At 67.5% G+C, this 23,770-nt stretch carries 18 protein-coding genes; 10 read left to right on the top strand and 8 right to left on the bottom strand.

What is annotated here, in order from left to right; all coding sequences use genetic code 11:
• Positions 1-48 precede the first annotated feature (48 nt).
• Entirely contained in the window at positions 49-762 is a 714-nt protein-coding gene (locus IPG97_05970) for a hypothetical protein (protein ID MBK6856104.1), read from the bottom strand.
• A gap of 204 nt (positions 763-966) precedes the next feature.
• On the opposite strand from IPG97_05970, the gene IPG97_05965 reads away from it, so the two are divergent.
• The 5 genes from IPG97_05965 to IPG97_05945 all read left to right on the top strand — a co-directional run bounded on the left by IPG97_05965 (position 967) and on the right by IPG97_05945 (position 8,043).
• Positions 967-1,584 (top strand): hypothetical protein, encoded by a 618-nt coding sequence (locus IPG97_05965; protein MBK6856103.1) that lies wholly within the window; start codon positions 967-969, stop codon positions 1,582-1,584.
• A 62-nt stretch (positions 1,585-1,646) separates the two neighbouring features.
• Complete coding sequence (locus IPG97_05960; protein MBK6856102.1) at positions 1,647-3,635, top strand: DUF3416 domain-containing protein; 1,989 nt, start codon at positions 1,647-1,649, stop codon at positions 3,633-3,635.
• Complete coding sequence (locus IPG97_05955; protein MBK6856101.1) at positions 3,632-5,047, top strand: hypothetical protein; 1,416 nt, start codon at positions 3,632-3,634, stop codon at positions 5,045-5,047. The genes IPG97_05960 and IPG97_05955 overlap by 4 nt, the downstream gene beginning before the upstream one ends.
• The gene (glgB, locus tag IPG97_05950) at positions 4,972-6,966 is read left to right on the top strand and encodes a 1,4-alpha-glucan branching protein GlgB (GenBank protein MBK6856100.1); all 1,995 of its coding nucleotides are present in this window, start codon (positions 4,972-4,974) and stop codon (positions 6,964-6,966) included. The genes IPG97_05955 and glgB overlap by 76 nt, the downstream gene beginning before the upstream one ends.
• A 108-nt stretch (positions 6,967-7,074) precedes the next feature.
• On the top strand, positions 7,075-8,043 hold the full coding sequence (locus IPG97_05945; protein ID MBK6856099.1) for a pirin family protein: 969 nt from the start codon (positions 7,075-7,077) through the stop codon (positions 8,041-8,043).
• A gap of 8 nt (positions 8,044-8,051) precedes the next feature.
• Here IPG97_05945 and IPG97_05940 read toward each other — a convergent pair whose 3' ends face one another.
• The 3 genes from IPG97_05940 to IPG97_05930 all read right to left on the bottom strand — a co-directional run bounded on the left by IPG97_05940 (position 8,052) and on the right by IPG97_05930 (position 11,242).
• The gene (locus IPG97_05940; GenBank protein ID MBK6856098.1) at positions 8,052-9,677 is read right to left on the bottom strand and encodes a DHA2 family efflux MFS transporter permease subunit; all 1,626 of its coding nucleotides are present in this window, start codon (positions 9,675-9,677) and stop codon (positions 8,052-8,054) included.
• A gap of 205 nt (positions 9,678-9,882) precedes the next feature.
• Positions 9,883-10,740: a hypothetical protein gene (locus tag IPG97_05935; GenBank protein MBK6856097.1), complete on the bottom strand. Its 858-nt coding sequence runs from the start codon at positions 10,738-10,740 to the stop codon at positions 9,883-9,885.
• A complete protein-coding gene (locus tag IPG97_05930; protein ID MBK6856096.1) occupies positions 10,733-11,242 on the bottom strand; it encodes a sigma-70 family RNA polymerase sigma factor in 510 nt (169 codons plus the stop codon). The genes IPG97_05935 and IPG97_05930 overlap by 8 nt, the downstream gene beginning before the upstream one ends.
• A gap of 202 nt (positions 11,243-11,444) precedes the next feature.
• Between IPG97_05930 and IPG97_05925 the strand changes: the two genes are divergently transcribed.
• Positions 11,445-12,917, top strand: coding sequence for an amidohydrolase family protein (locus IPG97_05925; protein ID MBK6856095.1), 1,473 nt, complete (start codon positions 11,445-11,447; stop codon positions 12,915-12,917).
• Between the two features lie 116 nt (positions 12,918-13,033).
• Here IPG97_05925 and IPG97_05920 read toward each other — a convergent pair whose 3' ends face one another.
• Together IPG97_05920 and IPG97_05915 are read right to left on the bottom strand one after the other, a co-directional pair.
• On the bottom strand, positions 13,034-13,720 hold the full coding sequence (locus IPG97_05920) for a helix-turn-helix transcriptional regulator (protein ID MBK6856094.1): 687 nt from the start codon (positions 13,718-13,720) through the stop codon (positions 13,034-13,036).
• A gap of 172 nt (positions 13,721-13,892) precedes the next feature.
• Positions 13,893-15,113: an alpha/beta fold hydrolase gene (locus tag IPG97_05915; GenBank protein ID MBK6856093.1), complete on the bottom strand. Its 1,221-nt coding sequence runs from the start codon at positions 15,111-15,113 to the stop codon at positions 13,893-13,895.
• 799 nt (positions 15,114-15,912) lie between these two features.
• Here IPG97_05915 and IPG97_05910 point away from each other — a divergent pair.
• Complete coding sequence (locus IPG97_05910; GenBank protein ID MBK6856092.1) at positions 15,913-17,088, top strand: ferredoxin--NADP reductase; 1,176 nt, start codon at positions 15,913-15,915, stop codon at positions 17,086-17,088.
• 132 nt (positions 17,089-17,220) lie between these two features.
• Here IPG97_05910 and IPG97_05905 read toward each other — a convergent pair whose 3' ends face one another.
• Positions 17,221-17,982 (bottom strand): alpha/beta fold hydrolase, encoded by a 762-nt coding sequence (locus tag IPG97_05905; GenBank protein MBK6856091.1) that lies wholly within the window; start codon positions 17,980-17,982, stop codon positions 17,221-17,223.
• Between the two features lie 445 nt (positions 17,983-18,427).
• On the opposite strand from IPG97_05905, the gene IPG97_05900 reads away from it, so the two are divergent.
• Together IPG97_05900 and IPG97_05895 are read left to right on the top strand one after the other, a co-directional pair.
• Positions 18,428-18,631: a toxin-antitoxin system HicB family antitoxin gene (locus tag IPG97_05900; protein MBK6856090.1), complete on the top strand. Its 204-nt coding sequence runs from the start codon at positions 18,428-18,430 to the stop codon at positions 18,629-18,631.
• A complete protein-coding gene (locus tag IPG97_05895) occupies positions 18,628-20,160 on the top strand; it encodes a site-specific DNA-methyltransferase (protein MBK6856089.1) in 1,533 nt (510 codons plus the stop codon). The genes IPG97_05900 and IPG97_05895 overlap by 4 nt, the downstream gene beginning before the upstream one ends.
• Positions 20,161-20,203: 43 nt before the next feature.
• On the opposite strand, the gene IPG97_05890 is transcribed toward IPG97_05895, so the two are convergent.
• Positions 20,204-21,154, bottom strand: a complete 951-nt coding sequence (locus IPG97_05890) for a TIGR03621 family F420-dependent LLM class oxidoreductase (GenBank protein ID MBK6856088.1) — start codon at positions 21,152-21,154, stop codon at positions 20,204-20,206.
• Between the two features lie 326 nt (positions 21,155-21,480).
• Between IPG97_05890 and IPG97_05885 the strand changes: the two genes are divergently transcribed.
• The gene (locus IPG97_05885) at positions 21,481-23,760 is read left to right on the top strand and encodes a TM0106 family RecB-like putative nuclease (protein ID MBK6856087.1); all 2,280 of its coding nucleotides are present in this window, start codon (positions 21,481-21,483) and stop codon (positions 23,758-23,760) included.
• Positions 23,761-23,770 lie beyond the last annotated feature (10 nt).

The raw sequence follows: 23,770 nt of genomic DNA, 5'->3' as shown, positions 1-23,770 counted from the left end.
GCCAACTGGCCCGGCGCCTCCCTTCAGAGGATCCAGGGTAAGCCTGGATCAGCCGGTGTAGCTGGCTGAAGCCGGCACGGGACGTGCCCCACCAGCCTGGGGAACGGTGCCCGGCCGAGTGGTGGTGGTCACCGGCGCGGTGGTCGAGGTGGTGGTCGACGGCCGCGTTGTGGTGGTGGCGGGCGCGGTGGTCGAGGTGGTCGACGGCCGCGTCGTGGTGGTCACCGGTGCGGTGGTGGTCGTGGCCGGAACCGAGTCGGAGGGCCGATCACCAGGAAGCCCGGGTCGCAACACCGGCGGGTTCAGGCCGGGTCGGTTGACCGACACCTCATAGGAACCGCCGTTCTGGTCGAACGAATCGTCGAACACCACCAGCGAGTAACGCACTGACGGGTCGAGGTTGGCGGTGATCGTGCCCGAGCTGCCGTTGACGGCGGCGATGCAGTACGGGTAGGCGGCACCGGGGTACCAGTCTGCCGTCATCAGGTACATCGACAGGTTCGCCCCGTCGCTCTCGGTGTGGGTGAAGGTGAAGGGACCGCTCAGGTTCGCCGGCAGGAGGTGCTCTCGGTATGCCACCTGAAATACGCCTTGCCCGACGCAGTCGGGATTGGAGATCGTCACGACCGACATGGTCGGTGTGTCGTTCGGCCCGATCTCTCCCGTGTACACCACCATGTCAGCCGACGCCGGCAAGGTGGCACTGGCCAAGCCGACGGCCGCCACCGCGACCATGGCCAACAGCTTTGCTCTGATTCTCATTGGTTCCGCTCCATTATTCAGACAACTGACCCCACCGGCCAGACGGAGCCAAACCCTACTACCTGCGCTGCCACACAGGCCCGTGGACCCACAGCCAGTTTCGGTGGGATGAAGCCATCGACAGGTCGAGCCGCACGCCAGGAGGTGACCCTCCTCCGTGGAGCCACTCCCAGAGCTTTGGCAGGGGTCGTAGGCTGGGCAGTGATGGGACCGTCGGGGCAGCTTCCACTGGGTGGTGACGAGTCGTTCTTCACCTATGGCGGCGCCGGTTCGGACGCGGGTGCGACGGTCGCCGGCTCGACCCCGTCCCCAACCGACGACGACCTTCAGGCCGATGACGCCGAGAGCCCGTGGGGTGGGCCGCACCTGCCCGCTCGAGACCGTTCTCGCAACCCTGGTCCGGCTCGGTCCTTCCAGGCTTCGGCCGGCATCCAAGGCCGCCAGTTCGCCGAACAGTGCGACACGCTCCTCAGCCACATGGGCTTCACCCTTCGGGGTCGACGAGTCCTCACCGAGGTCGGGGTGGAGATCGATCAGGAAGCGGTCAGCCCGTCGGGGCGGATCGTGTGGTTCGAATACAAGGGCAGCGTTCAGGGCACCCGACCCGGGCTGCGCCGAACCGACACCCTGAAGAAGGCCATCGCCAACGGGGCCCTGCTGCGGAGCCTCACAGACCCGGCGCCCTACGTGGTGGTCACCTCGCACCTGCCCGAGGCCGGGGCGGGCGCGGCCATGCTGCGGGCCGCTCTCCAGTTGCGATGCTTCGCCGATGTGGTGTGCCTCTATGACCCAGCCGCCACCGCTCGGCTCAAAGACTGGTGACCCGTCCTCGACCGGCCGCCACCACGGCCGGGACCGCGTCGCCCTTTGATCCTCCCGATCCCATCCCGGCCCGGGTGGTCGTGGCCCGGCCCGAACCCACCCTCGACGGCGGGCGCCACGCCCCCAAACGCACCGTGGGTGAATCGGTCACCGTCTCGGCCGACGTGATCCGCGACGGCCACGAGGTGCTCCGCGCTGAGGGCATCGTGTGGCCCCCGGGTTCCACGACCCCATCGACCATCACGCTCCACCACGTGGACGGCGGGTCTCTCGGCGTCAGGTGGGCGGGCTCCTTCCATCTCGACCGGCCCGGGATCTGGCGTTGGAACATCGTGGCGTGGGCCGACACGTTGGCGTCGTGGCGGGTGGAGCTGTCACGCAAGCACGCCGCGGGAATGACCGAGCTGGCCGGAGAGCTGGCCGAAGGCGCGGCACTGCTTCGTCGCTGCAGCGAACGGGCCGAGGCCAGTGGAACCCATTCGGCCCGGCTGGTGGCCCAGGCCATCGAACAAGCCGCCGTCATCGTCGGTGACCGAAGCCTCGCCGTGGCCGAGCGGGTGGCCGCGGCCCTCGATGACGACCTGGCCCGCACCTGTGACGCCCACCCCGACCGAACCGGGGCCGGATCTCTGCCCAGCCCGGTCGCCCTCGATGTGGACCCGCCGCTGGCCCGGTTCGGAGCCTGGTATGAGGTGTTTCCCCGTTCCTGGGGCGGGCTCGACGGGCTGCGCCGCCGTCTGCCCGCCGTGGCCGAGCTCGGTTTCGACGTGATCTACCTGCCTCCGGTCAGCCCCATCGGGCTGACCAAGCGCAAGGGACGCAACAACGCCCTGGAGGCCACCGCCAGCGATCCCGGCTCCCCGTGGGCCATCGGCGACCGCACCGGGGGGCACGACGCCGTCCACCCCGATCTGGGAACCGTGGCCGATTTCGAGGCCTTGGTGGCCGATGCCCGAGACCTTGGTTTGGAGGTCGCCGTCGACCTGGCCGTTCAGTGTTCGGCCGATCATCCATGGTTGACCGAACACCCCGAATGGTTCGCTCACCGACCCGACGGCACCCTCAAGTACGCCGAGAACCCACCCAAGCGCTACGAGGACATCTACAACCTCGACTTCAACTGCGAAGACCGGGCCGGGTTGTGGGCGGCGCTGCGCGATGTGGTGATCACCTGGGTCGAGCGAGGGGTCCGTGTCTTTCGGGTCGACAACCCCCACACCAAGCCGCTGCCGTTCTGGGAGTGGCTGATCGCGGGGGTGAGGGCCTCGCATCCCGAGGTGATCTTCCTGGCCGAAGCCTTCACCTATCGGGCCATGCAACAGGAGCTGGGCCGGGTCGGCTTCGCTCAGGGTTACACGTACTTCACCTGGAAGCAGTCAGCCGACGAGCTGCGCGACTACGTCACCGAACTGGCCGGCCCCGAACGGGACCTGTTCAGACCGAACTTCTGGGTGAACACCCCCGACATCCTCACCGAGCAACTACAGGCCGGTGGGCGTGCTGTGTTCACCAGTCGACTGATCCTGGCCGCGACCCTCAGCCCCTCCTACGGCATGTACTCGGGCTATGAGTCTTTCGAGTCGGTGGCCGTCAAGTCCGGGTCCGAGGAGTACCTGGATTCGGAGAAGTACGAGATCCACGACCGCAGGCTGGACGGGCCTCTGCTGGGGCTCGTCGCCCAACTGAACGAGGTGCGCCGTCGCAACGGAGCCCTCCAACACCTGACCGGCATCCGGTTCCTCGACACAGAGAACCCCCAGATCCTCGCCTACCTGCGGCCTCCACCGACTCGCCCTGATCACCACGGAGCCAACTCCGAAACCAGCCCTGCCGGCGGCGGCGTGGGAACTGTGATCGTGGTGGTCTTGTTGGACCCGAGTGCCACACACGAAGCGGTGTGCATCGTCCCCGACGATGCCGGACTGCCCCCCTCCTTCACGGTGCTCGACGAGCTCAGCGGCGAACGGTGGCAGTGGCATCTGGGCCGCAACTACGTCCGCCTGGAACCCGGAGACCGTCCCGCCCACATCCTGGTGGTGGCAGAACCATGAGTGCCACGGTCCCCGACGAACCGTCGGATGAATCGGTGGCCCAATGGATCCGCCGCCAACGGTGGTACTCCTCCCAGGACACCGAGACCGGCTCCGACCCGGGCCTGGTCTCGGGTTCGGTCTCGGTCTCGGTCGGTGAGACCCAGGTCCTCGAATCCGGTCGGGTCGGGATCGCGCTGATCACCGACGACCGCGACGAGACCTACCAGTTGATCCGTCCGGTGCCCGGCGCCAGGGGTGGCTCCAGGCGGGCGGCGGCCACCGACCGCGCCTGGCCACCCGTGGACGTGGCAACGGACCCGGACTCGACCAAGGCCCTGGCCCGCCTGTGCGTGGACGAAGGTTCGGTGGACGGGCCGACGGGCACGATCCGGGGCCACTGGGTGACTGGGGCGGCCCCCCCGGGCCGGCGTCTGCCCCGACCGCTCGGAGTGGATCAGTCCAACACCTCATCGGCGGTTGGCGGCACCCATGTCCTCAAGGTTCTTCGTCGGTTGAGCACCGGCATCCATCCCGAGGTGGAAGTGGGTCTCCACCTCCATCACCAGGCCACCGCCGGCCACCCGGTGGCACCGGTCGCACCCCTATGTGGCTGGTACGAGCTAACCGATACCGCCGGAGGAGTCACCACCCTCGGTGTGATCCACCGCCTGATTCCCGCCGCACTGGATGGGTGGGGGCTGGTGCTATCGGGGTTGGCCGCCGACCCCGGGGGCCTGCTTGCCAGCCTTCATCGGCTCGGGACCGACGTGGCCCACCTCCACGCGGCATTGGCCCAGCCCGGCACCACCGCCGATTTCGGGGTCACGACCTACCGATCCGAGGCGATCACCACCACCATCTCGTCGGTTGTAGACGCACTGGCGGCGCTCGAGCCGACCGTCGGCCACCATCTGGTGGCCAGAACCGACCGGGTGTTGGCCGATCTCGCCGCGGCGCTCGGTGACCGAGTGCTGGGACCCGAGTTCCGGGTACACGGAGACCTGCACCTGGGCCAGACGGTGCTCGGCTCCGACGGGTGGGTGATCTTGGACTTCGAGGGGGAACCTGACCGTCCGTTGGTCGAACGACGCCATCGTCAGCCCGGTCTGCGCGACATGGCCGGTCTCCTCCGATCCCTGTCCTACGCGTCCGAAACCGTCCGCCGAGCCGGGGGATGCCGGGTAGGGCCGGGGTGGGAACCGGCCGCGCGAGCCGCCCTGCTCGACGGCTACCTGAGCCAGCTACCCCGAGACCTGCTGCCGGAGGGAGCGGGGACCACCGCACTCCTGCTCGCCCTGTTCGAGGTGGAGAAGGCGGTCTATGAGATCGGGTACGAGCTGAGCCATCGGGCCGATTGGGTCGATCTCCCGGTCACGGGTCTGGGCCAGGTCCTGGACCGGCTCGAACGGACCGGGGTCAGCCATCCGTGACCGAATCCCCCGAATCCACCGATCACACCGTCTCCGATCACCGCGTCACCGACCTCGATCTCCACCTGCTCGACACCGGCCGTCACCTCGACCTCCACCACCGCCTCGGCGCCCACCTCACTGGCGAACCAGGGCAGGCCGGTACCCACTTCTCGGTGTGGGCCCCCACCGCCCAAGCGGTGTCCGTGGTCGGAGACTGGAACCACTGGAGGCCGGGATCCGATCCGCTGCACCGCCACGGCGGGGTGTGGCAGGGCCATTGCGTTCACGCGGGTGAGGGCCACCGCTACAAGTACGCGGTGACCGGCACCTACGGCGTGACCGTCGAGCACGCCGATCCGCTGGCCCGCCGAGCCGAACCAGCCCCGGCCACCGCCTCGATCATCCATCGCTTCAACCACCGCTGGGACGATCACGAGTGGTTGGCCCGACGAGCTGAGGGGGACCTGTGGGCCGGACCGATGTCGGTCTACGAAGTCCACTTGGGTTCGTGGCGACGCGATCCCCACGAACCCCACCGTGAGCGCGGCTTCCGCGAGATCGCCCCCGAACTGGCGGCCTACGCACGAGACATGGGCTTCACCCACGTCGAACTGCTGCCGGTGATGCACCACCCCTTCGGCGGATCGTGGGGTTACCAGGTCACCTCGTTCTTCGCCCCCGCCGCCCGTTGGGGTACCCCCGAGGACCTGGCCCACCTGATCGACACGTTGCACCAGGCCGGGGTCGGGGTGATCTTGGACTGGGTTCCGGCCCACTTCCCCCGCGACGAATGGGCGCTGGCCCGCTTCGACGGTCAAGCCCTCTACGAGCATCCCGATCCCCGCCGTGGTGAGCACCCCGACTGGGGAACCCTGGTCTTCGACTACGGCCGGGGCGGGGTTCGCAGCTTCCTGCTGTCCAGCGCCCGCCACTGGATCGAGCAATTCCACGTGGACGGCCTACGCGTCGACGCGGTGGCCTCGCTGCTGTACCTCGACTTCTCACGTCCCCCGGGCCATTGGCTTCCCAACCCTTACGGAGGACGAGAGAACCTGGAAGCAGTTTCGCTGTTGCGAGAGCTGAACGACATGGTCCACGACCACCACCCCGGCGTGATCACGGTGGCCGAGGAGTCAACGGCGTGGCCTCGTGTCACCGGCGCAACCGACCGGGACGGGCTCGGCTTCGGGGCCAAGTGGAACATGGGATGGATGCACGACACCCTCGGCTACTTCGGTCACGAACCGGTCCACCGCCGTCACCACCACCACGACCTCACCTTTCCCCTCCACTACGCCTCGACCGAGCGGTTCGTGCTCCCGCTGTCCCACGACGAGGTCGTCCACGAGAAGGGTTCGATCCTCACCCGAATGCCCGGCGACCGCTGGCAGCAACTGGCCAACGTCCGGGCCCTGTACGGCTGGATGTGGGCACATCCGGGCAAGAAGCTGCTGTTCATGGGAGGTGAGCTGGCCCAGGAGGCCGAGTGGGATCACGACCGGTCCCTGGACTGGCACTTGCTGGCCGACCCCGGCCATCAGGGTGTCCAAGACCTGGTACGGGACCTGAACCGCCTGTACCGATCCCGCCCTTCGCTGTGGGCCAGCGATGCCGACCCGTCCACGTTCGCCTGGCTGGTGGGAGACGATCCCGACCAGAACGTGGCCGCGTTCTGGCGCGGCGCCGGCCGCAGCGGTGAGCCACCGATGGTGTGCGTGGCCAACCTGTCCCCGGTTCCCCGCCACCACTACCGGATCGGCCTACCGATAGCGGGGCCGTGGCAGGAGGTCCTCAACACCGACTCCACCCACTACGGCGGGTCGGGCATGGGCAACCTGGGGTCAGCATCCGCCGATGGCGAGGGCCGTCACGGTCAACCGACCTCGACCGAACTCACGCTTCCACCTCTTTCGGTCATCTGGCTGGAACGGCACTGACCGGTTCGAAAGCCGACATTGCCCAGGACGGGAATCGAACGCCTCCCAAAGTAGTTGACATGTCAACAAGAACGGACGACCATGAGGGTCGTCACGAAGGAGGCCCCCATGCCCGCCGTAACCACCGACAACATCCTGGCCCTACCCCGCCTGAGCACTCCAGACCCTGCCACCTCGGTTCCACGACCGATCCGGTCGGTCACCACCGCCCCCAAGGGCTTCGAAGGCGAAGGCTTCCCGGTGTACCGCGCCTTCGCCGGTGTCTCCCACGCCGACCTCGACCCGTTCATCCACATGGACCAGATGGGCGAGGTCGAATACGCCCCCGGCGAACCCAAGGGCACCCCGTGGCACCCCCATCGCGGCTTCGAGACCGTCACCTACATGATCGACGGCACCTTCCTCCACCAGGACTCCCATGGCGGCGGCGGTGTCATCGCCAACGGAGCCACCCAGTGGATGACCGCCGGGCGCGGCATCCTCCACATCGAAACCCCACCAGAAGCGCTGGTGGCCTCCGGCGGCCTCTTCCACGGCCTCCAACTGTGGGTGAACCTTCCCGCCGCCGACAAGATGATCGAACCCCGATACCAGGGGCTCGAACCCGGTGACGTGACCCTGCTCGCCTCGCCTGACGGCGGGGCACTGATCAGGGTCATCGCCGGAGACGTCGACGGCCACGCTGGACCGGGTTCGACCCATACCCCCATCACCATGCAACACCTCACCATCGCCCCCGGTGCCCAGGTCGACCTGCCCTGGAACCAGGACTGGAACGGGCTCGTGTACGGGCTGAGCGGCGCCGGCACGGTCGGAACCGACCAGCGGCCGCTGTCCTCGGGCCAACTGGCCGTGACCGGCCCGGGCAACGTGTTGACGTTGGGAGGCTCACCCAGCCCCGACTCACGGACCGACGCCTTCGACGTCTTGGTGCTGGGCGGCCAACGGATCGGCGAACCGGTGGCCCAGCACGGACCGTTCGTGATGAACACCCGCGCCGAACTGGTCCAGGCCTTCGAGGACTTCGAGGCCGGCCGTCTAGGCGTCATCCCCCCAGGTGCAATCGGCATCCGCTGACCCCAGGGTCAGTCGAGGACCGGTGAGGTGGTGTGCTGACCCTCGTCGACCACATCGCCGGCCGCACCCTGATCACCGGCATGGGCGCCCGCGGGCAGGAAGCCGCCGCGGGGCAACAGGCGAGCCGCCACCCCCGCCGCGATCAGAACGGCCACACCGCCGGCCATGGCGGCCGTGCTCATCCCGTCCACGAAGGCCTGGCGAGCGGCATCGGCCAGTTCCACACCCGCCGGCCCCATGCGGGCGGCCACCCCGAGAGCGCCGCCCAGACCTGAGTCGGCCACCGATCGCAGTTGTTCGGGAAGGCCAGCGGTGACGGGGGCCAACCGGTCCACGTACACCGATGAGACCACCGAACCCAGCACCGCCACACCGAGGGCACCGCCGAGCTCTCGGGTGGTGTCGTTCATGGCCGAACCGACCTCGGCTCGGTGGAGCGGCACCGACGACATGATCAGCGTGGTCAAGGGGGTCATGGTCAGGGCCATGCCCGACGCCAAAGGCACCACCGACAAGTAGATCGACCACAGCGGTGAGCTCACCGTCATCTGAGAGAACACGAAAAGGCCGAGCGCCGTCGAGGTCAGCCCGACCGGGACCACCCGATGGGTGCCGAAGCGAGCGACCAGCTTGGGGACCTGCGGTGCCAGGCTCATCATCACGATGGCCATGGGCAACTGGAGCATCCCCGACTTGAGCGGCGAGTAGCCCAACACCATCTGGAAGTACTGAGCCACCAAGAAGAAGGTGCCGAACATGGCGAAGAACGTCAGGGTGATCCCGGCAGAAGCCACGCTGAAGCGACGGTCACCGAACAACTTGAGGTCCAGCATCGGGTGCGCCACCCGGGACTCCACCACCAAGAAGGCGACCATGGCCACCACCGCCACCCCGAAGGTGAGCAGCGACGCCGGCGATGCCCACCCGTGATGAGGACCCTCGATGATCCCGTACACCAGCGACCCCAACGCCACGATGGACAGGGCCGCACCAGGAACGTCGAGTGGCTGCTCGTTGGGGTCCTTCGAGGTCGGCACCAACACGGTGACCGCCACCAACGCCACCAGAATGACCGGGATGTTCACCAAGAACACCGAGCCCCACCAGAAGTGCTCCAACAGGTACCCCGACGCGATCGGCCCTATCGCCGCCCCACCACCGGAGATGCCGGCCCAGATGGCGATGGCCCGAGGCCGCTCGTGGGCGGGGAACACGTTGGTGAGGATCGACAGGGTAGAGGGCATCACGAAGGCGGCAGCCACGCCCATCACCGCTCGGGCGGCGATCACCTGACCAGCCGAGTCGCCGACGGCGGCCACCGTTGTGCCGACCAGGAAGACGGCCAGACCCGACAGCAGCGCCCCCTTGCGACCGTAGCGATCCCCCAGCGTCCCCGCGGTGAACAGCAGGCCGGCGAACACCAACGAGTAGGCGTCGACCATCCACGCCAGCTGACTGGTGGACGCGCCCAGATCCCGGGCCAAGGTTGGGATGGCCACGTTCAGGCTGGTGTTGCCGATGATGACGATCATCAAGCTGGTGCACAGCACCGCCAGGATCGCCCACCGACGGGCCAAGACCACTTCGTCGATGCCGTGGTCGGCGTCGATCGAGTTCACTTCGACAGCAGGCAACGTTCAGCCTCAGATGGGTTCGGGTCCGGGACGGCCACGGCCCGAACCCAGGCCGTCGACGCTCGCACAAGACGATCGACCTGCACCCTAGGGTCGTCGGCGCCTCGCGCCAACGTGACCGGTAACAAAGCGAGCGGAACTGCGAGCCGACCCAAGCCGGCAACCGGACCTGCTCAGGTCAAGACGGATGCGGCAGAGGCGCGGATCAGGCCCGGGGTTGGGGGGTGCACTCCACCACGTCGAACACCGCGGTCTCGTGTGCGGTGCCGCCCATCCCCTGAGCCTCGATGCTCACGATGATGGGAGCTCCGCTGACCTGGCCGTCGACAGCGCCGATGGGAGCCCACCAGCTGGTTCCGTCACGTTCCATTGGGACCATCGTGGTCTCGCTGCCCTGGGTCCAGCTGAGGGTGGCGAAGTCTGCGCCCATGATCTCGACCACGACCACCGAGTCGTTCTCACCGGCGCAGATGCTCTGGTTGGTCGGCAGTCCGCTGGTCCTGGCCTTCGGGTTGCCGACCGCAGGTCTGGGGGTGGCACCGTCGGAAGGGCCGGTGGGGTCGGTGGGGACAGTGGTCGTGGTGACCACGACTGTCGTCGTCACCGTGGTACCTGGGGTGGTCGAGGTGGTGGACGAAGAACTCGAGCCAGTCTGAGGCGTCGTGGACTGCGCCGTGGACTGCGCCGTGGTCCCACTGGTGGACGACCCCGGTCTGGTCGTGGTGGTCCGCCCAGAACCAGCCGATTCCGAACCGTTGCTCTCACCAACACCATCGTCGGGTACGCCGGTCGGGCGGGGACCGACATCGGGATCACCAACCGCGTCGGTGGGGAACTCGGGGCGCTGGGGACCGGTGGCCACTCCATCGACCTCGGTGCCGGAGGTACCGTCGGAAACCCTCTGGACGACAGCGCCGACCCCGATGCTGGACACACCGATGGCCGCCAACACCGCCACCGCGTTGAGGGCACCGCGAGTGGCTCGGATCCTACGGCCCCGCGCCGCCACCCGGGCCAACATCTCTTCTCGGGAGGTGGCGACCGGCCACTGGTCATCAACCATTGGCGCTCACCCCCTCGGCGCTCATCACCGGACCGAGCCGAACCCGCAGAGCGGCAAGACCGCGATGCAGGTGGGTCTTGACCGCCCCGGTTGACACGCTCAACGCATCGGCACACTCGGCCTCTGACAGGCCGCCGAGGTGGCGAAGCACCACCACCTCCCGTTGCCGGCGGGGCAGGCGAGATAGGGCTTCGGACAGCGTCACCCGCACGGCCACATCGTCGTCTTCGACCACCCTCTCGATCTCGACGTTGGAGACCCGGGCTTCCTTGCGAACGACATCGAGGGCCAAGTTGCTTGCCACCCGGACCACCCACCCCTCACGCCATGGTTGATCGGCGATCTTGGCCCAATGGGCATAGGCGCGAGCCATGGCCTCGGCGGCCACATCCTCGGCCGCTGCCGAGTCGCCCAGGATCCGACGAGCCACCCGATAGGCGCGTGCGAACAGCGCATCGAAGGAGGCGTCGAAGCCCTCTGGAAGTCGGGTCGGTGCAGGCATCTGCTCTGGAGACGTGCCAACGACGCGTTCGGTTGACACGACCGGGCCCCAGTCTTGTCCCTCACCGCGCTCCGGGGGCATTTCCAACAATGATGGGTGGCCTCTCCTCCGCGCCGGCCGCTCCACCCTTGGGCTCTCCCCACCCGCCGCGGCACCGTCCCGAACCACGTCTTGGCAGTCCCGAACCACCGGAAGGCTCACCGTGAACGACGATCAGTGGCTACCCATCAAGTACGGACCGGTTTCCAACGGTGAGTTCCTACCGGTCCCACATTCCCCGTTGCTACGGGAGTCGATCCGCCGTACCCACGCCCTCGCCGACGACCACGCCCGCAAGCTCGGTGTCAGCCGACGCCGGTTCCTGCTCGGTGCGTCCGGAGCCGCGGCCACCCTCTTCACCCTGGCCGCATGCTCCAACGAGGAAGCGCGATCGAGAGGTACCTCACCGGGTGGCACCTTCGAGGTGAGCCCGGAGGCCACCCTCGACGAGGAGCGAGCCGAACACGAGTTGAGCGGCGACGAGTTCATCTGCGACGTCCAGTCCTACTACGTGAACGCCGACATCGACCCCCTCGACGGCCGATGGACCAGGGCCTTCCCCCAGGCCGGCTGCCCCGAGGGCATCGCTGAGGGCGACCCGACCACGTGCTTCACGGTGTCGGCGTACTTCGTGGAGATGTTCGTGCGCTCCGACACGTCCATGGCCATCCTCTCGGCCCTGCCCAGTGCCGTGGAAGGGGCGCTCCCGGCCTCGGAGATGGCCCGGGCTGCGGATCTGGCCACCCGCATCGGCTGCGACGGTCGGGTGCTGATGCACGGTGGTGCATATCCCCACCGCGGACCCATCGAGGTCGCGTTGTCGGGCATGACCGAGTTGCGGGCCGACTACGAGTTGGCTGCGTGGAAGATCTACACGATGACCCCGCTGGACTCGCACTTCTACTTCGACGATCACGACCCCAACCGACCTCAGATCGGACAGCGGTTCATCGACCACGTCCGCGAGATCGGGCCGCCGATCATCTGCACGCACAAGGGCTTGTCGGGAATCGTGGGGTCCAGCCCCGCACTGGCCGATCCTGCCGACATCGGCCCAGCCGCAGCCCGCAACCCCGACATCTCCTTCGTGGTGTACCACTCGGGCTTCGAGCCGGGCGCCGGGGTCGGTCCCTATGATCCCGCCGATCCCGCCCCCCAGGGCGTAGATCGCTTGATCCGCAGCCTGGAGGTGGCGGGCGTGGAGCCAAACTCGAACGTGTACGCCGAGCTGGGAGGTACCTGGTGGTTCCTCATGGGGAACCCGACCGAGGCCGCGCACGTGTTGGGCAAGCTGCTCAAACACCTCGGCCCGGACCGGGTGGTGTGGGGGACAGACTCGATCTGGTTCGGCACCCCCCAGGATCAGATCCAGGCCATGCGCACCTTCCAGATCTCAGCCGAGTTACAAGAACGACATGGATACCCAGAGCTCACGCCCGACCTGAAGGCCAAGATCTTTGGTCTCACCTCGGCGGCCCTGTATGGCATCGAACCCAAACCCGGGCGGTGTGTGGTGGACGACGCCGAGCTGAGACAGGTCCGAATGGCACTCGGCCCGGCCCCGACCTACGGGCCCACCACCGCCGCCGCGGCCGCCGCCCACATAGCCGCCCACCAAAGGGGCCTGGAGACCTGACCCTGGGCATGGTCCGCCAGGCGGATCCGGCTCTGAGCAGCCGCCATTGGTGTTCGGCCGGCAGACCGGCGACCCAACTCCGCCGGAAGGCTCTGCCTTTCGGCGGAGTCAGAAAATCAGGCCGGCCAGACCACCAGGCGGTCTAGAGCTTCGACCAGTCGAGGGCCGAGCGACTCGATGGCCCCCAGGTCTCCGGCAACCAACAGGGGGGTGACCATGGCCGCGGTGGCCGCCACCGTCAGTTCACACGCGAACCGGTTGGATTCACCCAACCCCAGGTCTCCGACCATGCGATCCACCAGCCGACCCTGGAACTGGAGCCTTCGCTCCAGCGCCTCGGGGCCGGCGGCATAGACCTCGATGAGGAACATGCGGGCCAAGGCCGGGTTCTCCACCAGGTTGGTGAGGTAGCGCTGCAAAGCCATCGCAAACACCTTCAGGCGGATGTCGTGATCTGACCCGGCCACGTTCGGCTCGCCGCTCCGGGTGTCCGGCATCGCGGGATCGACGCCCATGGTTCCAACCGCCAGCTCGGCCGCGGCGTCAAAGGCAGCCATGAAGGCATCTTGCTTGGAGGTGAACAGCTGGTAGAAGGTCTCGCGCGACACACCGGCGGCCTTGATCACGTCGGCGACGGTGGTCGGCACGAAGCCCTTCTCGGCCATGGTGTCGACCAAACCCATGAGGATCCTGTTCCTCTGTCGCTCCGCGACCTCCTCGCGGCTCAGGCTGTGCCGACCTCGAGGCAGACGTTCCACCTCGGCCTCAGGTGCGGTCAGGGTCTCATCGGTGTCAGCGGGCATTCACACTCCTAGGACCGTCGGGCCAGCGGGGCCGACATGACCGACTCCAGTCTGGTCCGCAACCGGGCTGCGCCCTTCCTCGACCCGCAACTTCGCCCGCAAGGCCGGGCTCGGCGACCGGTCGTGGATCGGCAGTCGCCGGTGGACGCACCTCACCGCCGCGGGACCACGGTCAGGCCGCGTCCGGACAGGAGTCGGTCGCGTTCGCACCTTGGAGTCGGTCGTCCAGCCAGGAGGTCACGGTCTGGTCCGCCTTGGCCAAGAGGTTGCCGTGGTCAGCCCCCACCACCTCGACCAGTTCGGTCTTCTGCCCACCGTCGCAGAGCTGTCCGAACAGGTACTTCACCCGCTCGGGCACGACCCACCAGTCGAGATCGCCGTAGAGGAGCAACATGGGCACATCGGTGGCGACCGTGGCGGGGTCGTTGGCCATGACCACGGCCCGTGCCCCGGGGTCATCCATGGGGTTCAGCTTGTAGAGCTGATCGGGCGGGATGGTGACGAAGGCATCGATCACGTCCTGGGTACACCCGGTGGTCACCACCTGGTCATTGGCTCGGAGTTGATCTCCGGCATAGTCGTCGGGGTCCAGTTCGGGATGGTCCTGGGCGATTCCGTAGAGGCCCATGAGAGCGACCATCCGGGGCACGACCTCGTCATCGGGTCCGAACCGCTTGTCCAGGACGGCCGCGGGGGCGCTGACCACGCTGCCGAGGTGATCGAGCTCAGGGGCGTACTCCTCGGCGAGTTCGTGGGTGAACAGCGCGGCATGTCCCCCCTGAGAGTGACCGACCACAACCCAACGATCTCCGGCCGAAGCTTCGGGCAACAGGCGGGCTGCTCGAACCGAGTCGATCACCGACCGGCCTTCGCTCAGGCCCGACAGGTACGAGTGAACCTCACCCACCGGTCCCATGCCGATGTAGTCGGTCATCACCCGAACCCCTTCGATGCCGTAATCGGGCGCGGCGCTGGCCGTTCGGCTCGGAGCACACTTCGTGCCCAAGCCGGTGGTCCCGTGGGCGGTGGCAACGACGGGCCAGCCACCCTCGGGGGCAGGGTTCTGGGGATAGCTGACGATTCCGGTGACGGCCCGGTCCTGGTCCTGTGCGTCGCGGGAGTGGTACATGACCCTCAGGTGGCGGTAACCATCTGACTCCCCCAGGTCCTGGACCCGGATGAGCTGACCCGGATCACCTTCCACCAGCGGGTCGGGCACCTCGTAGAACTCTTCCAGCGAGCCCGAGAACTGTTCGGGCGGCGTTCTCGAGCCGGCCGGTCCCGATCCGCTGGGAGCGGTCGCCTCCGGCTCGGTTCCCGCAGTGGTCGCCGCCGGCCCCGATGGATCAGAAGAGCAGGCACCGAGGGCCAACAGCGAGGACACCGTGAGCAAGGCACCGAGGGTGAGGCCCCTCGAAGGCCGGTACCGACCTGCGGTACCGGTGTGGGCTGATGGACGGGGCTCGGCTCGACTGCTCACAGCCACACCGTAGCAATCTGTGAACAGTGACGTTCGTGAAACGGCGTCAGAATTTCGAACAGGTCCAGACCGGTCCCTCCCCGGTAGGTTCTCGCCCCATGCACGCTCTCCTCACCCTTCCCTGCGACCCCCGAGGCCCGTTGTGAGCGCCGAACACGACCTGGTGGTCGTGGGCGGCAACGCCGGAGGACTGTCGGCCGCCGTGTTCGCTCGCGAGTGCGGCGTCCAGCGGGTCACCATCTTGGAACCCGGGACCGCCCTGGCCCTTCCCGATGTGGTGGGACCTCACCGCCTCGACGTGGGCTACGGCGAGCAGGTCTCGGCCATCGACGCCGATGGCGACGTCTTGGTGGTCACCACCGCCCGGCGCACCTACCGCACCCGGGCCGTGCTGGTCGCCGAACGCACGGCACGGGTGGACTGGGTGCCCCCGGTGCCGGTGGTCGACAGCGAGCGCGTGCTCGTCGACCACCTCCCCGATCACCCCTCTGACGCCGACGTGTTGGTGGTCGGCCACACCGACCATGCCGTGGAGTTGGCCGTGACCCTGGTCGACAAGGGCAGCGGCGTGGTCGTGGCCGCCGGCGGCATGGACCCGTCACGCCTGTCACCGGTGGCCGAGAGCCTGCTGAACCGCCTGGAACTGGAGCGCCAGGCCACCCTCCTCTACCGGTCTATGCCCACCGCAATCCGGTCGGTGGACGGCTACCCCATGGCCGATTTCGATGACCGTCGCACCCCAGACCTCCAGTTCGACTACGTGGTCTTCGCGTCGGGACGCCGGCCCCACACCACCGCCGAGGTCGGCCTTAGCGACGCCGCTCTCGCCACTGGCCGGGTCTGGTTCCTGGGCGAGCCGGAAGAAACCCCAGAGGGCGTGCCCACCGCCCCCGGCTGGCGCGTGGGCCGGGAGATCGTCTCTGGCGCGTTCCCCGAGGTGAGCGTGCCCGAGCTGGTCCGACCCGAACGCCGCCGCGGGTTCCCCGAGGTGATCGAAGAACTGCGCACCGAGCACTACAACGCCACCATCACCCACTTCGAGCCCACCCATTCAGACCTGTGGGTGTTGCGGGTGAAGCCCGATCACGGGTCCGTGAGCCACCTCCCCGGGCAGTACGCATCGCTCGGCCTCGGCTATTGGGAAGAGCGGGTGGACGACGCCGTCGACCCCGATCTGGATGCCCGCTTCGACAAGCTGATCCGGCGGTCGTATTCGATCTCGTGCCGCATCTTCGACGACCACCGATACCTGGCTGACGACAGCCGGGCCGACGAGCTCGAGTTCTACATCGTCTTGGTGCCACCCACGCCCGACAACGTGCCCGGCCTCACCCCCAGGCTCGCCCTCAAGAAGCCCGGCGACCGCATCTACCTGGGCCCGAAGGTTGCAGGCCGATACACCCTGGCTCCGGTTACCGACCCGGCCGGAACCGTGATCCTCCTTTCCACCGGAACTGGAGAAGCCCCCCACAACGCCATGGTCACCGAGCTGCTCCGCAAGGGCCACCACGGCCCGATCGTCTCGGCGGTGACGGTGCGCCAATGGGCCGACCTCGGATACCTCGACAAGCACCGCGAGCTCGAGAACCGCTACCCCAATTACCGCTACGTTCCGCTCCCCACCAGGGAAGCCGACGTACCCAAGCGCTACATCCAGGACCTGATCACCGAAGACCTCTTCGTCACCGAGCACGGCGTGGCCCTCGACCCGGCCACCACCCATGTGTTCTTGTGCGGCAACCCGGCCATGATCGGCCTGCCGACCGAGGCCGACGGCCAGGTCACCTTCCCCGAGACCACCGGTGTGGTCCAGCTCCTGGTGGACCGAGGCTTCACCCTCGATCATCGCAACCAGCGCGGCAACATCCACTACGAGGAGTACTGGTAGCAGCCGGACTGTCGCCGCTGCGGCCCAGTGCTTGCACGAACTACGAAGGCCCGGTCCTAGGGACCGGGCCTTCGTGTGTCACCTGCTCAGCAGCAGGGGGGAACCGGCCGAAGCCGGCTGCCACCGCCGGACCTACAAGGCCCAGCAGTTCATGGAGACGGAGTTGCCCTTGAGGGCATCGTTCACTCCGTCGAACACCGTTCCATCCAGGATCAGACCCAGGTGCATCGGCAGGCGGGCCCAGCACTGGTCCTGCACCGCCACGTTGCGGATGTTGCCGTCGTTGGCCAGGTAGGCCGTCGAGTAGGGGAAGACGATCTCGTCGACCTTGGTGGCGATGGAGGTGTAGCGCACGTTGCCGATGGTGTCGTCACCTGCATTGAGAGCGCTCAGGAACGACGACCCACGGGCCATCTGGTTGCAGGCGGTGATCCCAATGCAGCTTCCGAAGGTGAGGAACTTGGCCACCACGGCCAAGTCGGTGCCGTAGTTGGGGGTGCCCATCATGATCAGCGAGTCGACGTTGGAGGAACCACCCAGGTTCTTCACGTAGGCCCGGCTGACCAGGCCACCCATGGAGTGGGCGACCAGGTCGACCTTGGCCGCTCCGGTACGGGCCCGGACAGAGGCCACGGTGTTGGCCAACCGTTGGGCATTGGCGTTGATGTCACCCAGGCCGTAGTCGGGGTAGACGAGCAGGGTCACGTCATAGCCCGCGTTTCTCAGGCGTTCGACGAGCGGCACATACCCAACCGCGGCGATAGGACCGGTGGTGAACCCCGGTACCACCACCACCGGGTCCTTGGCGGCAGCGTGAGCTGGCGTAGCTGGCGTAGCTAGCACCAGCGAAGCGGCCAGCACAGCCAGGGCGGCGAACAGACGACGTGGTGACATATATCCCCTTTTCATTGGAACCTGGACTTGCTGCCCAGGCACTTGTCCCCATCACTCAGCACAGGCCCCGAGCACGGAGCCTTTGGGCCACCGTGCGTGGTCACAGGATCATTGTCAAGGAAAAGAACTTCAGTATCTCAGCCAGACCGCCGATAACGGGCCGCTCCGCCACCCTGTGTGTTGGTCGCGGTTCGCTAGGTAGGAACCTGAGCAATGATTCGGCTGAATCCATGGAGGCGAGCGGGTGGGTGAGCCGCCCCATGAACACGGCATGGTTGAACCGAGGCGAAACCTCGGTCTGATCTACCTGGTCGCGGCGACGACTGGACCGATCCGCTCGGGTCCTGAGCGATCACTCGGCTCGGGGACCCGATCCCAACGGTTTTCGCGCGTACTAACGCGCGAAAACCCATGAATCGTCACTGCCCCCCGTTATGGTCCTCAGATGGCCCGCCCGCGCTCCTATTCCGAACCGCGAATTCCAACCGCAGTACGACTTCCCGAGTCGCTACACCAGCGCCTGCACCAGGAAGCTCGGGAGCGGACGGTTTCGGCCAACCTCCTGATCACCCGCGCCCTAGAGGAATACCTCGACCGGCTCCCAGCGCTAGCAGAGACCACAAGGACCCAACCCGAGGTTCAGCGGTGACTCCGGCCCGACCACAGACCTCGAACGGAACTGGGCCCAGAACCCGTCGGCCCACGGCAACCGCCGAGTTCGGGTCCGGCCGACGAGAGAGCCACGACGCCCGGGCCTTCTACGACCGCTTCATCAGCCCCGAGATCTCAGACGACGACACCGTCAACCCGCCGGGCCAGATCGACGTGATTCACCACCACGACGCCCGATCCATGACCATGGTCCCCGACAACTCGGTGGCCCTGGTGGTCACATCACCGCCCTATTTCGCCGGCAAACAGTACGAGCAGAGCCTCGGCCACAACGGGGTCCCTGCCACCTACTTCGAATACCTGGAGCTCCTCTACGACGTCTTCGCCGAGTGCCGCCGGGTGCTGGAACCGGGTGGTCGCATAGCGGTGAACGTGGCCAACCTTGGTCGTCGCCCCTACCGTTCACTCTCGGGAGATGTCACCGCCATCCTCCAAGACCTCGGCCTGCTCCTGAGGGGCGAGGTGATCTGGTGGAAGGGCCGCGCCGCCGGCGGCTCGTGTGCCTGGGGGACCTTCCAGAGACCGTCCAACCCGGTGCTGCGCGACGTCACCGAACGCATCGTCATCGCCAGCAAGGGGCGGTTCGACCGTGCCCAAGATCCCCGTCGCCGCCAACAAGCCGGCTTGCCGTCGACCATCACCATCTCGAGAGATGAGTTCATGGAGGCTACCACCGACCTGTGGGAGCTACCCACCGAGAGCGCCACCCGAGTCGGTCACCCGGCCCCCTTCCCGGTGGAACTTCCCCAGCGGCTGATCGACCTCTACACCTACGGCGGAGACGTGGTGCTCGATCCGTTCATGGGGTCGGGCAGCAGCGCGCTGGCAGCGGTGCGATCCGGGCGCCACTACATCGGTTTCGACACCGACGCTTCCTACATCGACCTGGCCAACTCCCGACTGGCTCGCGAGGGCGACCCCTCCACCCCGACCTCAGCCGCGTCCGGCAGTCGAATCGAGGCACCGATCCGCCGCGACGGCTCACGGCTGGTCGAGGTCGATCCACTCGGGGAACTCGCCGGCCTCCAGGCCGACACGAACGGAAGCCCAGTCGACGTCGCAACCGCCATAAGAGCCGGTCTCCAGGTTCGAGATATCGCCCGGATCATGGTCGAACAGGCCGGGTTCACCCAGGTGACCGCCAAGGCCAGGCCCCGCGGGACCGGGGTGGAAGTCGACCTGGTCGCGTCAGATGTCCACGACAACCAGTGGGCCTTTCTGGTTTCGGGGGGACTGACCACCTCGCGCAACGGGCTGCGGCGCTCCGACGTGCTGTGGCGATCCTTGGGCCAAGCCGCGGTGCTCCACTCGGCAACCGAGCTGTCGGTCGTGCTCCTCACCACCGACCTACCGGCCGGTTCCACCCCGGGAGCCAAGGCTCTCAAGCAATCCTCGGGAGTAGATGGCCCGGTTTCGGCGGTGGTGGACATGACCGCACCCGATGCGACCGACGTCCTCGCCGCGTTGGCCGGTACCACCGAACCCACCGACAGGGCCTCGGTCTGATCAGCCCGGAAGCGACGACGACCGGACCATTCCGCTCCGGTTCCTAGGTTCCACTCAGGACCCGCTCCACCACCGGGGCGAACGCGTCGGCCACCTCGACCGGTACCACCCAGTTGGACACACCCCAACGTTGGTGACGCTGGCGCACAGTCTCGGCGATCTGATCCACCGACCCCACCAGCAGGTAGGGAGCATCCACCGAATCCTGCGGTGAGATCCCGTGCGGGGCGCCGGCTCGACCGAAGTCCTCCATGGTGGCCGCACCTGGGGTCACGGTCACCGGCATGGCCGTCACGCTCAACTCGATGTCTTCGAAGCGACGCCCCACCGACTCAGCCCCGGCCCGAACCCAGCCGATCTGACGATCCATGCCCTCGACGATCGACACCGACGCCGGGATGTCACCGATACGCCGGGACTCCCACGACGGTGCCACCGACACGATGTCGGCCACCTTGCCGGCCCACGTCAACAAGCGTCGCTGGGCAGCGCCGATGAGGAGCGGCGGGTGCGGGGCCTGCACCGGGGCCGGGGTCGCGCGCAGACCATCCACCCGGTAGAACTCGCCTCGATGTGACACTTCGTCGCCGGAGAACAGAGCCTTGATCAACATCACCGACTCCTGAAGACGCCGGACCCTGACCCCAGGCGGATCGAAGGCGATGCCGGTGGCCTCGTAATCCGACGGCAACCATCCCGCCCCCATACCCCAGTCGGCCCGCCCCCCGGTGAGGACGTCGAGGGTGGCCACCTCCTTGGCTGTCATCGTTGGGTTGCGAAGGTCGTTGCACAGCACCTGGGTCCCCACCCGCAAGGTGGTGGTCACCGCGGCCGCCGCCACCAACGCCGGGATCGGCGACAGCTGCGGGTTGGTGTGATCGGGCAACAGGAGGGTGGCGTAGCCCTGGCTCTCTACCCGCCGGGCCAGCGCACGCCACGTGTCGGCACCGTCCACGGCGTGAGCCGCCACTCCGAAGCGGATGGGCCTGCTCATGGGTTCCCAGCCAGATCGAACAACGCACTGGGCGTTCCCGGGCACGGGCCGGCCAATCGGGGCAAGGCGCCGCCGGTCCGTTGCCACCCACAGGGGATGTTGTTGAAATTCGCCACGGCTCGCCCATCGACTCTGATCATCAGTTCCACGTTTCGAGCGTAGGAGTCGAGCAGATCGGCGAGCCGACCCATAAGCACGGCATGGCTAAACCGAGGCGGAGCCTCGGTCTGATCACCTGGTCGCGACGACGACTGGACCTATCCGATAGGACCCATTTTGGAGGCACGGGACAACAGCCTGTCACCGCACGGCGGTACCTTCGGGTCATGCACTACGGCACCCCCACCCCCCACCCTGGGGTGACGGTCCTCGATGTGCCGCTCCAGGGGGCCCAGGTGGCCACCCGCTGCCCGGTCCGGGCCGACCTCGACCACGCCCCGGCACTGGCCGCACTAAGAGCCGAGCCCGACCCTTCCGAGCTGACCCGTGCCGAGTTGACCCAGGCCCACGTGCTCACCACTTGGGCCGCAGTGACCGATCAGACCCGAGTTGGTGGCCTGGAGACCGTGGTGATCGACGCACCCGACCGGGTCACGCGTGAGGAACAAACACGAGCCGCACTCCAAGGCAGTGCCCAGGTCATCGTTGGTGCCCAACTCCCAGACGACCCCGACGGGCGGCGCCGGGGTCGATCGATGCTGCTGGTCCGCCCCGCCATGTCAGAGCCGGTCGGATGGGTGCCCGTGGAGATCCGTCGCCACGCCTTCACCCGACCGACGACCTCTGGGGTCATGTACCGCTCGCCGTTGTCTCAACCCTTCCCCGACCAGGCCTCCCCGATGACGGGTGTGGCCCCACGCACCAACCGCCACAACGAGAACGGATTGGCCCTCGCCCACGGCTGGCGCCTCCTGGTGGCGGCCGGGGCCACCGCCCCCGGCCAACGAGCCCAGGGTGGCCTGGTCGACGCCGACGGCACCCTGTGGTGGGTCGACCTCGAAGATTCACGGTGGTCCACACGGTGGTCGCCCACGCCCGTCACCACCTTGGCCCACTACGACCATGCCTTCGGCTTTCGCCTGGAGGTGATCGCCAACCGACTGGCCCGTGATCGCGACCCCGAGGTACCCCGCGGGGTCGTGCCCATCCGCATCGGGCAATGCGCCACCTGCCCCTGGGAACGGGTATGCAGAGACGAGCTCGAAGCCGAGGACCACCTGTCGCTGATCCCCCGCTCCACCTACGACCATGTGCTGGCTCACCGAGACCGGGGGATCGAGTCGCGCCGTCAGGTCGCTCGCCTGCACTGGCCCACCGCGTGGTTGATCTTCGGCGATGGTCCTCGGAGCGAGATCACCGATGTCTCGGCTCTCATCGAGGCTGCGCGCCAGCTTCCACCGTCCGCGAACCTCCAGCCGCTGTTGAAGCCGACCCCAGACGACGAGGCACGAGGCACCTCATCCACCACCGCCGGAGCTGGCGATGGCTCCGACAACGCACCGCTCGACCCAGACAGCCCAGACCCCACGTCCGCCTCGCCCTCGACCCGAGGGATCCAGCTGGCCTTGCCTCTCGGAGGCTACGGACCCGCCGAAGATCCCAGTCCCCTGCGAGCCGACGGCGAAGACCTCGCCCCTCCACTGGATCCCGACGAGGCGACCGGGCTAGCCGCCCCAGCTCCCGTCCCAACCTCGGATCCCGCCTCGGGCTCGATGCCGAACGGCGGCTCACCAGACCATCCCTCACCGATCTTCGGCGGTGAGGTACTCCTGGCCCGGCTTCGTTCGCTCGGCATCATCACCGTGGCCGACCTGTCCCGGGTCGACACCTTGACCGCGTCCTACAGCGGTTCGCAATGCGGACATCTACCCACCGTCATCGACGAGGCCCGCGCCACGGTCAGCGGCACCCCCTTCTTGGCCCGCGGGCTCCGTCGTCCTTCGGTTCGCCTGGCCGACGTGGAAGTCGACGTAGACATGGAGAACGTCGAGGACGGCGTATACCTGTGGGGGACACTTGTCTCCGGCGCGGCCGACACCCTGTCTGCGGTGGGGGTCGACCGGGGCTACCGACCCTTCTACTCGTGGTCAGCGGTAGATCCCTCGGTCCAACTCGCGGTGTTCCAACGGTTCTGGGATTGGCTGACCGACCTCCGTGAACGATGCAGTGCCGCCGGCCTCACCTTCGCGGCCTACTGCTACACCTCGGCCGAGCACCAGAAGATGGTTCAGATCCTCACCGAAGCCCCAGCCGGTCCAGACCCCACCATCATCGATTCGGTCGAGGCCCTCGTCTCCTCACCGGACTGGGTCGACCTCTACCAACTGGTTCGGGCGTCCTTGGTGGTGGGTCACGGCCTGGGTCTGAAGCGGATCGCCCCCTTGGCCGGGTTCTCATGGAGAGATCCCGACGCTGGCGGGCTCCAGTCGATGTCTTGGCACCGCAACGCCGTCACCCACCCCGATCCCGCGGTTCGAGCCAGCAACCGCCAACGGTTGCTCAACTACAACGAAGACGACGTACGGGCCACCCACGCCGTGCGGCACTGGTTGGCCCGAGCCGAGCTCCCCTCGATCGCAGACTGGGTAGAGCCGTCCCAGCCCTGACGCTGGGGCG

Source organism: Microthrixaceae bacterium (assembly GCA_016702505.1).
Classification (GTDB): domain Bacteria; phylum Actinomycetota; class Acidimicrobiia; order Acidimicrobiales; family Iamiaceae; genus Aquihabitans.
The sequence above is the reverse complement of the archived record's forward strand: the minus strand, read 5'-3'. Positions and strand labels throughout refer to the sequence as shown.

Excerpts from the sequence above, each read along its gene's own strand:
- IPG97_05965 (MBK6856103.1), top strand. The coding sequence starts at position 967 with ATGGGACCGTCGGGGCAGCTTCCACTGGGTGGTGACGAGTCGTTCTTC.
- IPG97_05900 (MBK6856090.1), top strand. The coding sequence starts at position 18,428 with ATGGCCCGCCCGCGCTCCTATTCCGAACCGCGAATTCCAACCGCAGTA.
- IPG97_05910 (MBK6856092.1), top strand. The coding sequence starts at position 15,913 with ATGGCCGATTTCGATGACCGTCGCACCCCAGACCTCCAGTTCGACTAC.
- IPG97_05935 (MBK6856097.1), bottom strand. The coding sequence starts at position 10,740 with ATGGTTGATGACCAGTGGCCGGTCGCCACCTCCCGAGAAGAGATGTTG.
- IPG97_05955 (MBK6856101.1), top strand. The coding sequence starts at position 3,632 with ATGAGTGCCACGGTCCCCGACGAACCGTCGGATGAATCGGTGGCCCAA.
- IPG97_05905 (MBK6856091.1), bottom strand. The coding sequence starts at position 17,982 with ATGTCACCACGTCGTCTGTTCGCCGCCCTGGCTGTGCTGGCCGCTTCG.
- IPG97_05890 (MBK6856088.1), bottom strand. The coding sequence starts at position 21,154 with ATGAGCAGGCCCATCCGCTTCGGAGTGGCGGCTCACGCCGTGGACGGT.
- IPG97_05970 (MBK6856104.1), bottom strand. The coding sequence starts at position 762 with ATGAGAATCAGAGCAAAGCTGTTGGCCATGGTCGCGGTGGCGGCCGTC.
- IPG97_05920 (MBK6856094.1), bottom strand. The coding sequence starts at position 13,720 with ATGCCCGCTGACACCGATGAGACCCTGACCGCACCTGAGGCCGAGGTG.
- IPG97_05945 (MBK6856099.1), top strand. The coding sequence starts at position 7,075 with ATGCCCGCCGTAACCACCGACAACATCCTGGCCCTACCCCGCCTGAGC.
- IPG97_05930 (MBK6856096.1), bottom strand. The coding sequence starts at position 11,242 with ATGCCTGCACCGACCCGACTTCCAGAGGGCTTCGACGCCTCCTTCGAT.
- IPG97_05885 (MBK6856087.1), top strand. The coding sequence starts at position 21,481 with ATGCACTACGGCACCCCCACCCCCCACCCTGGGGTGACGGTCCTCGAT.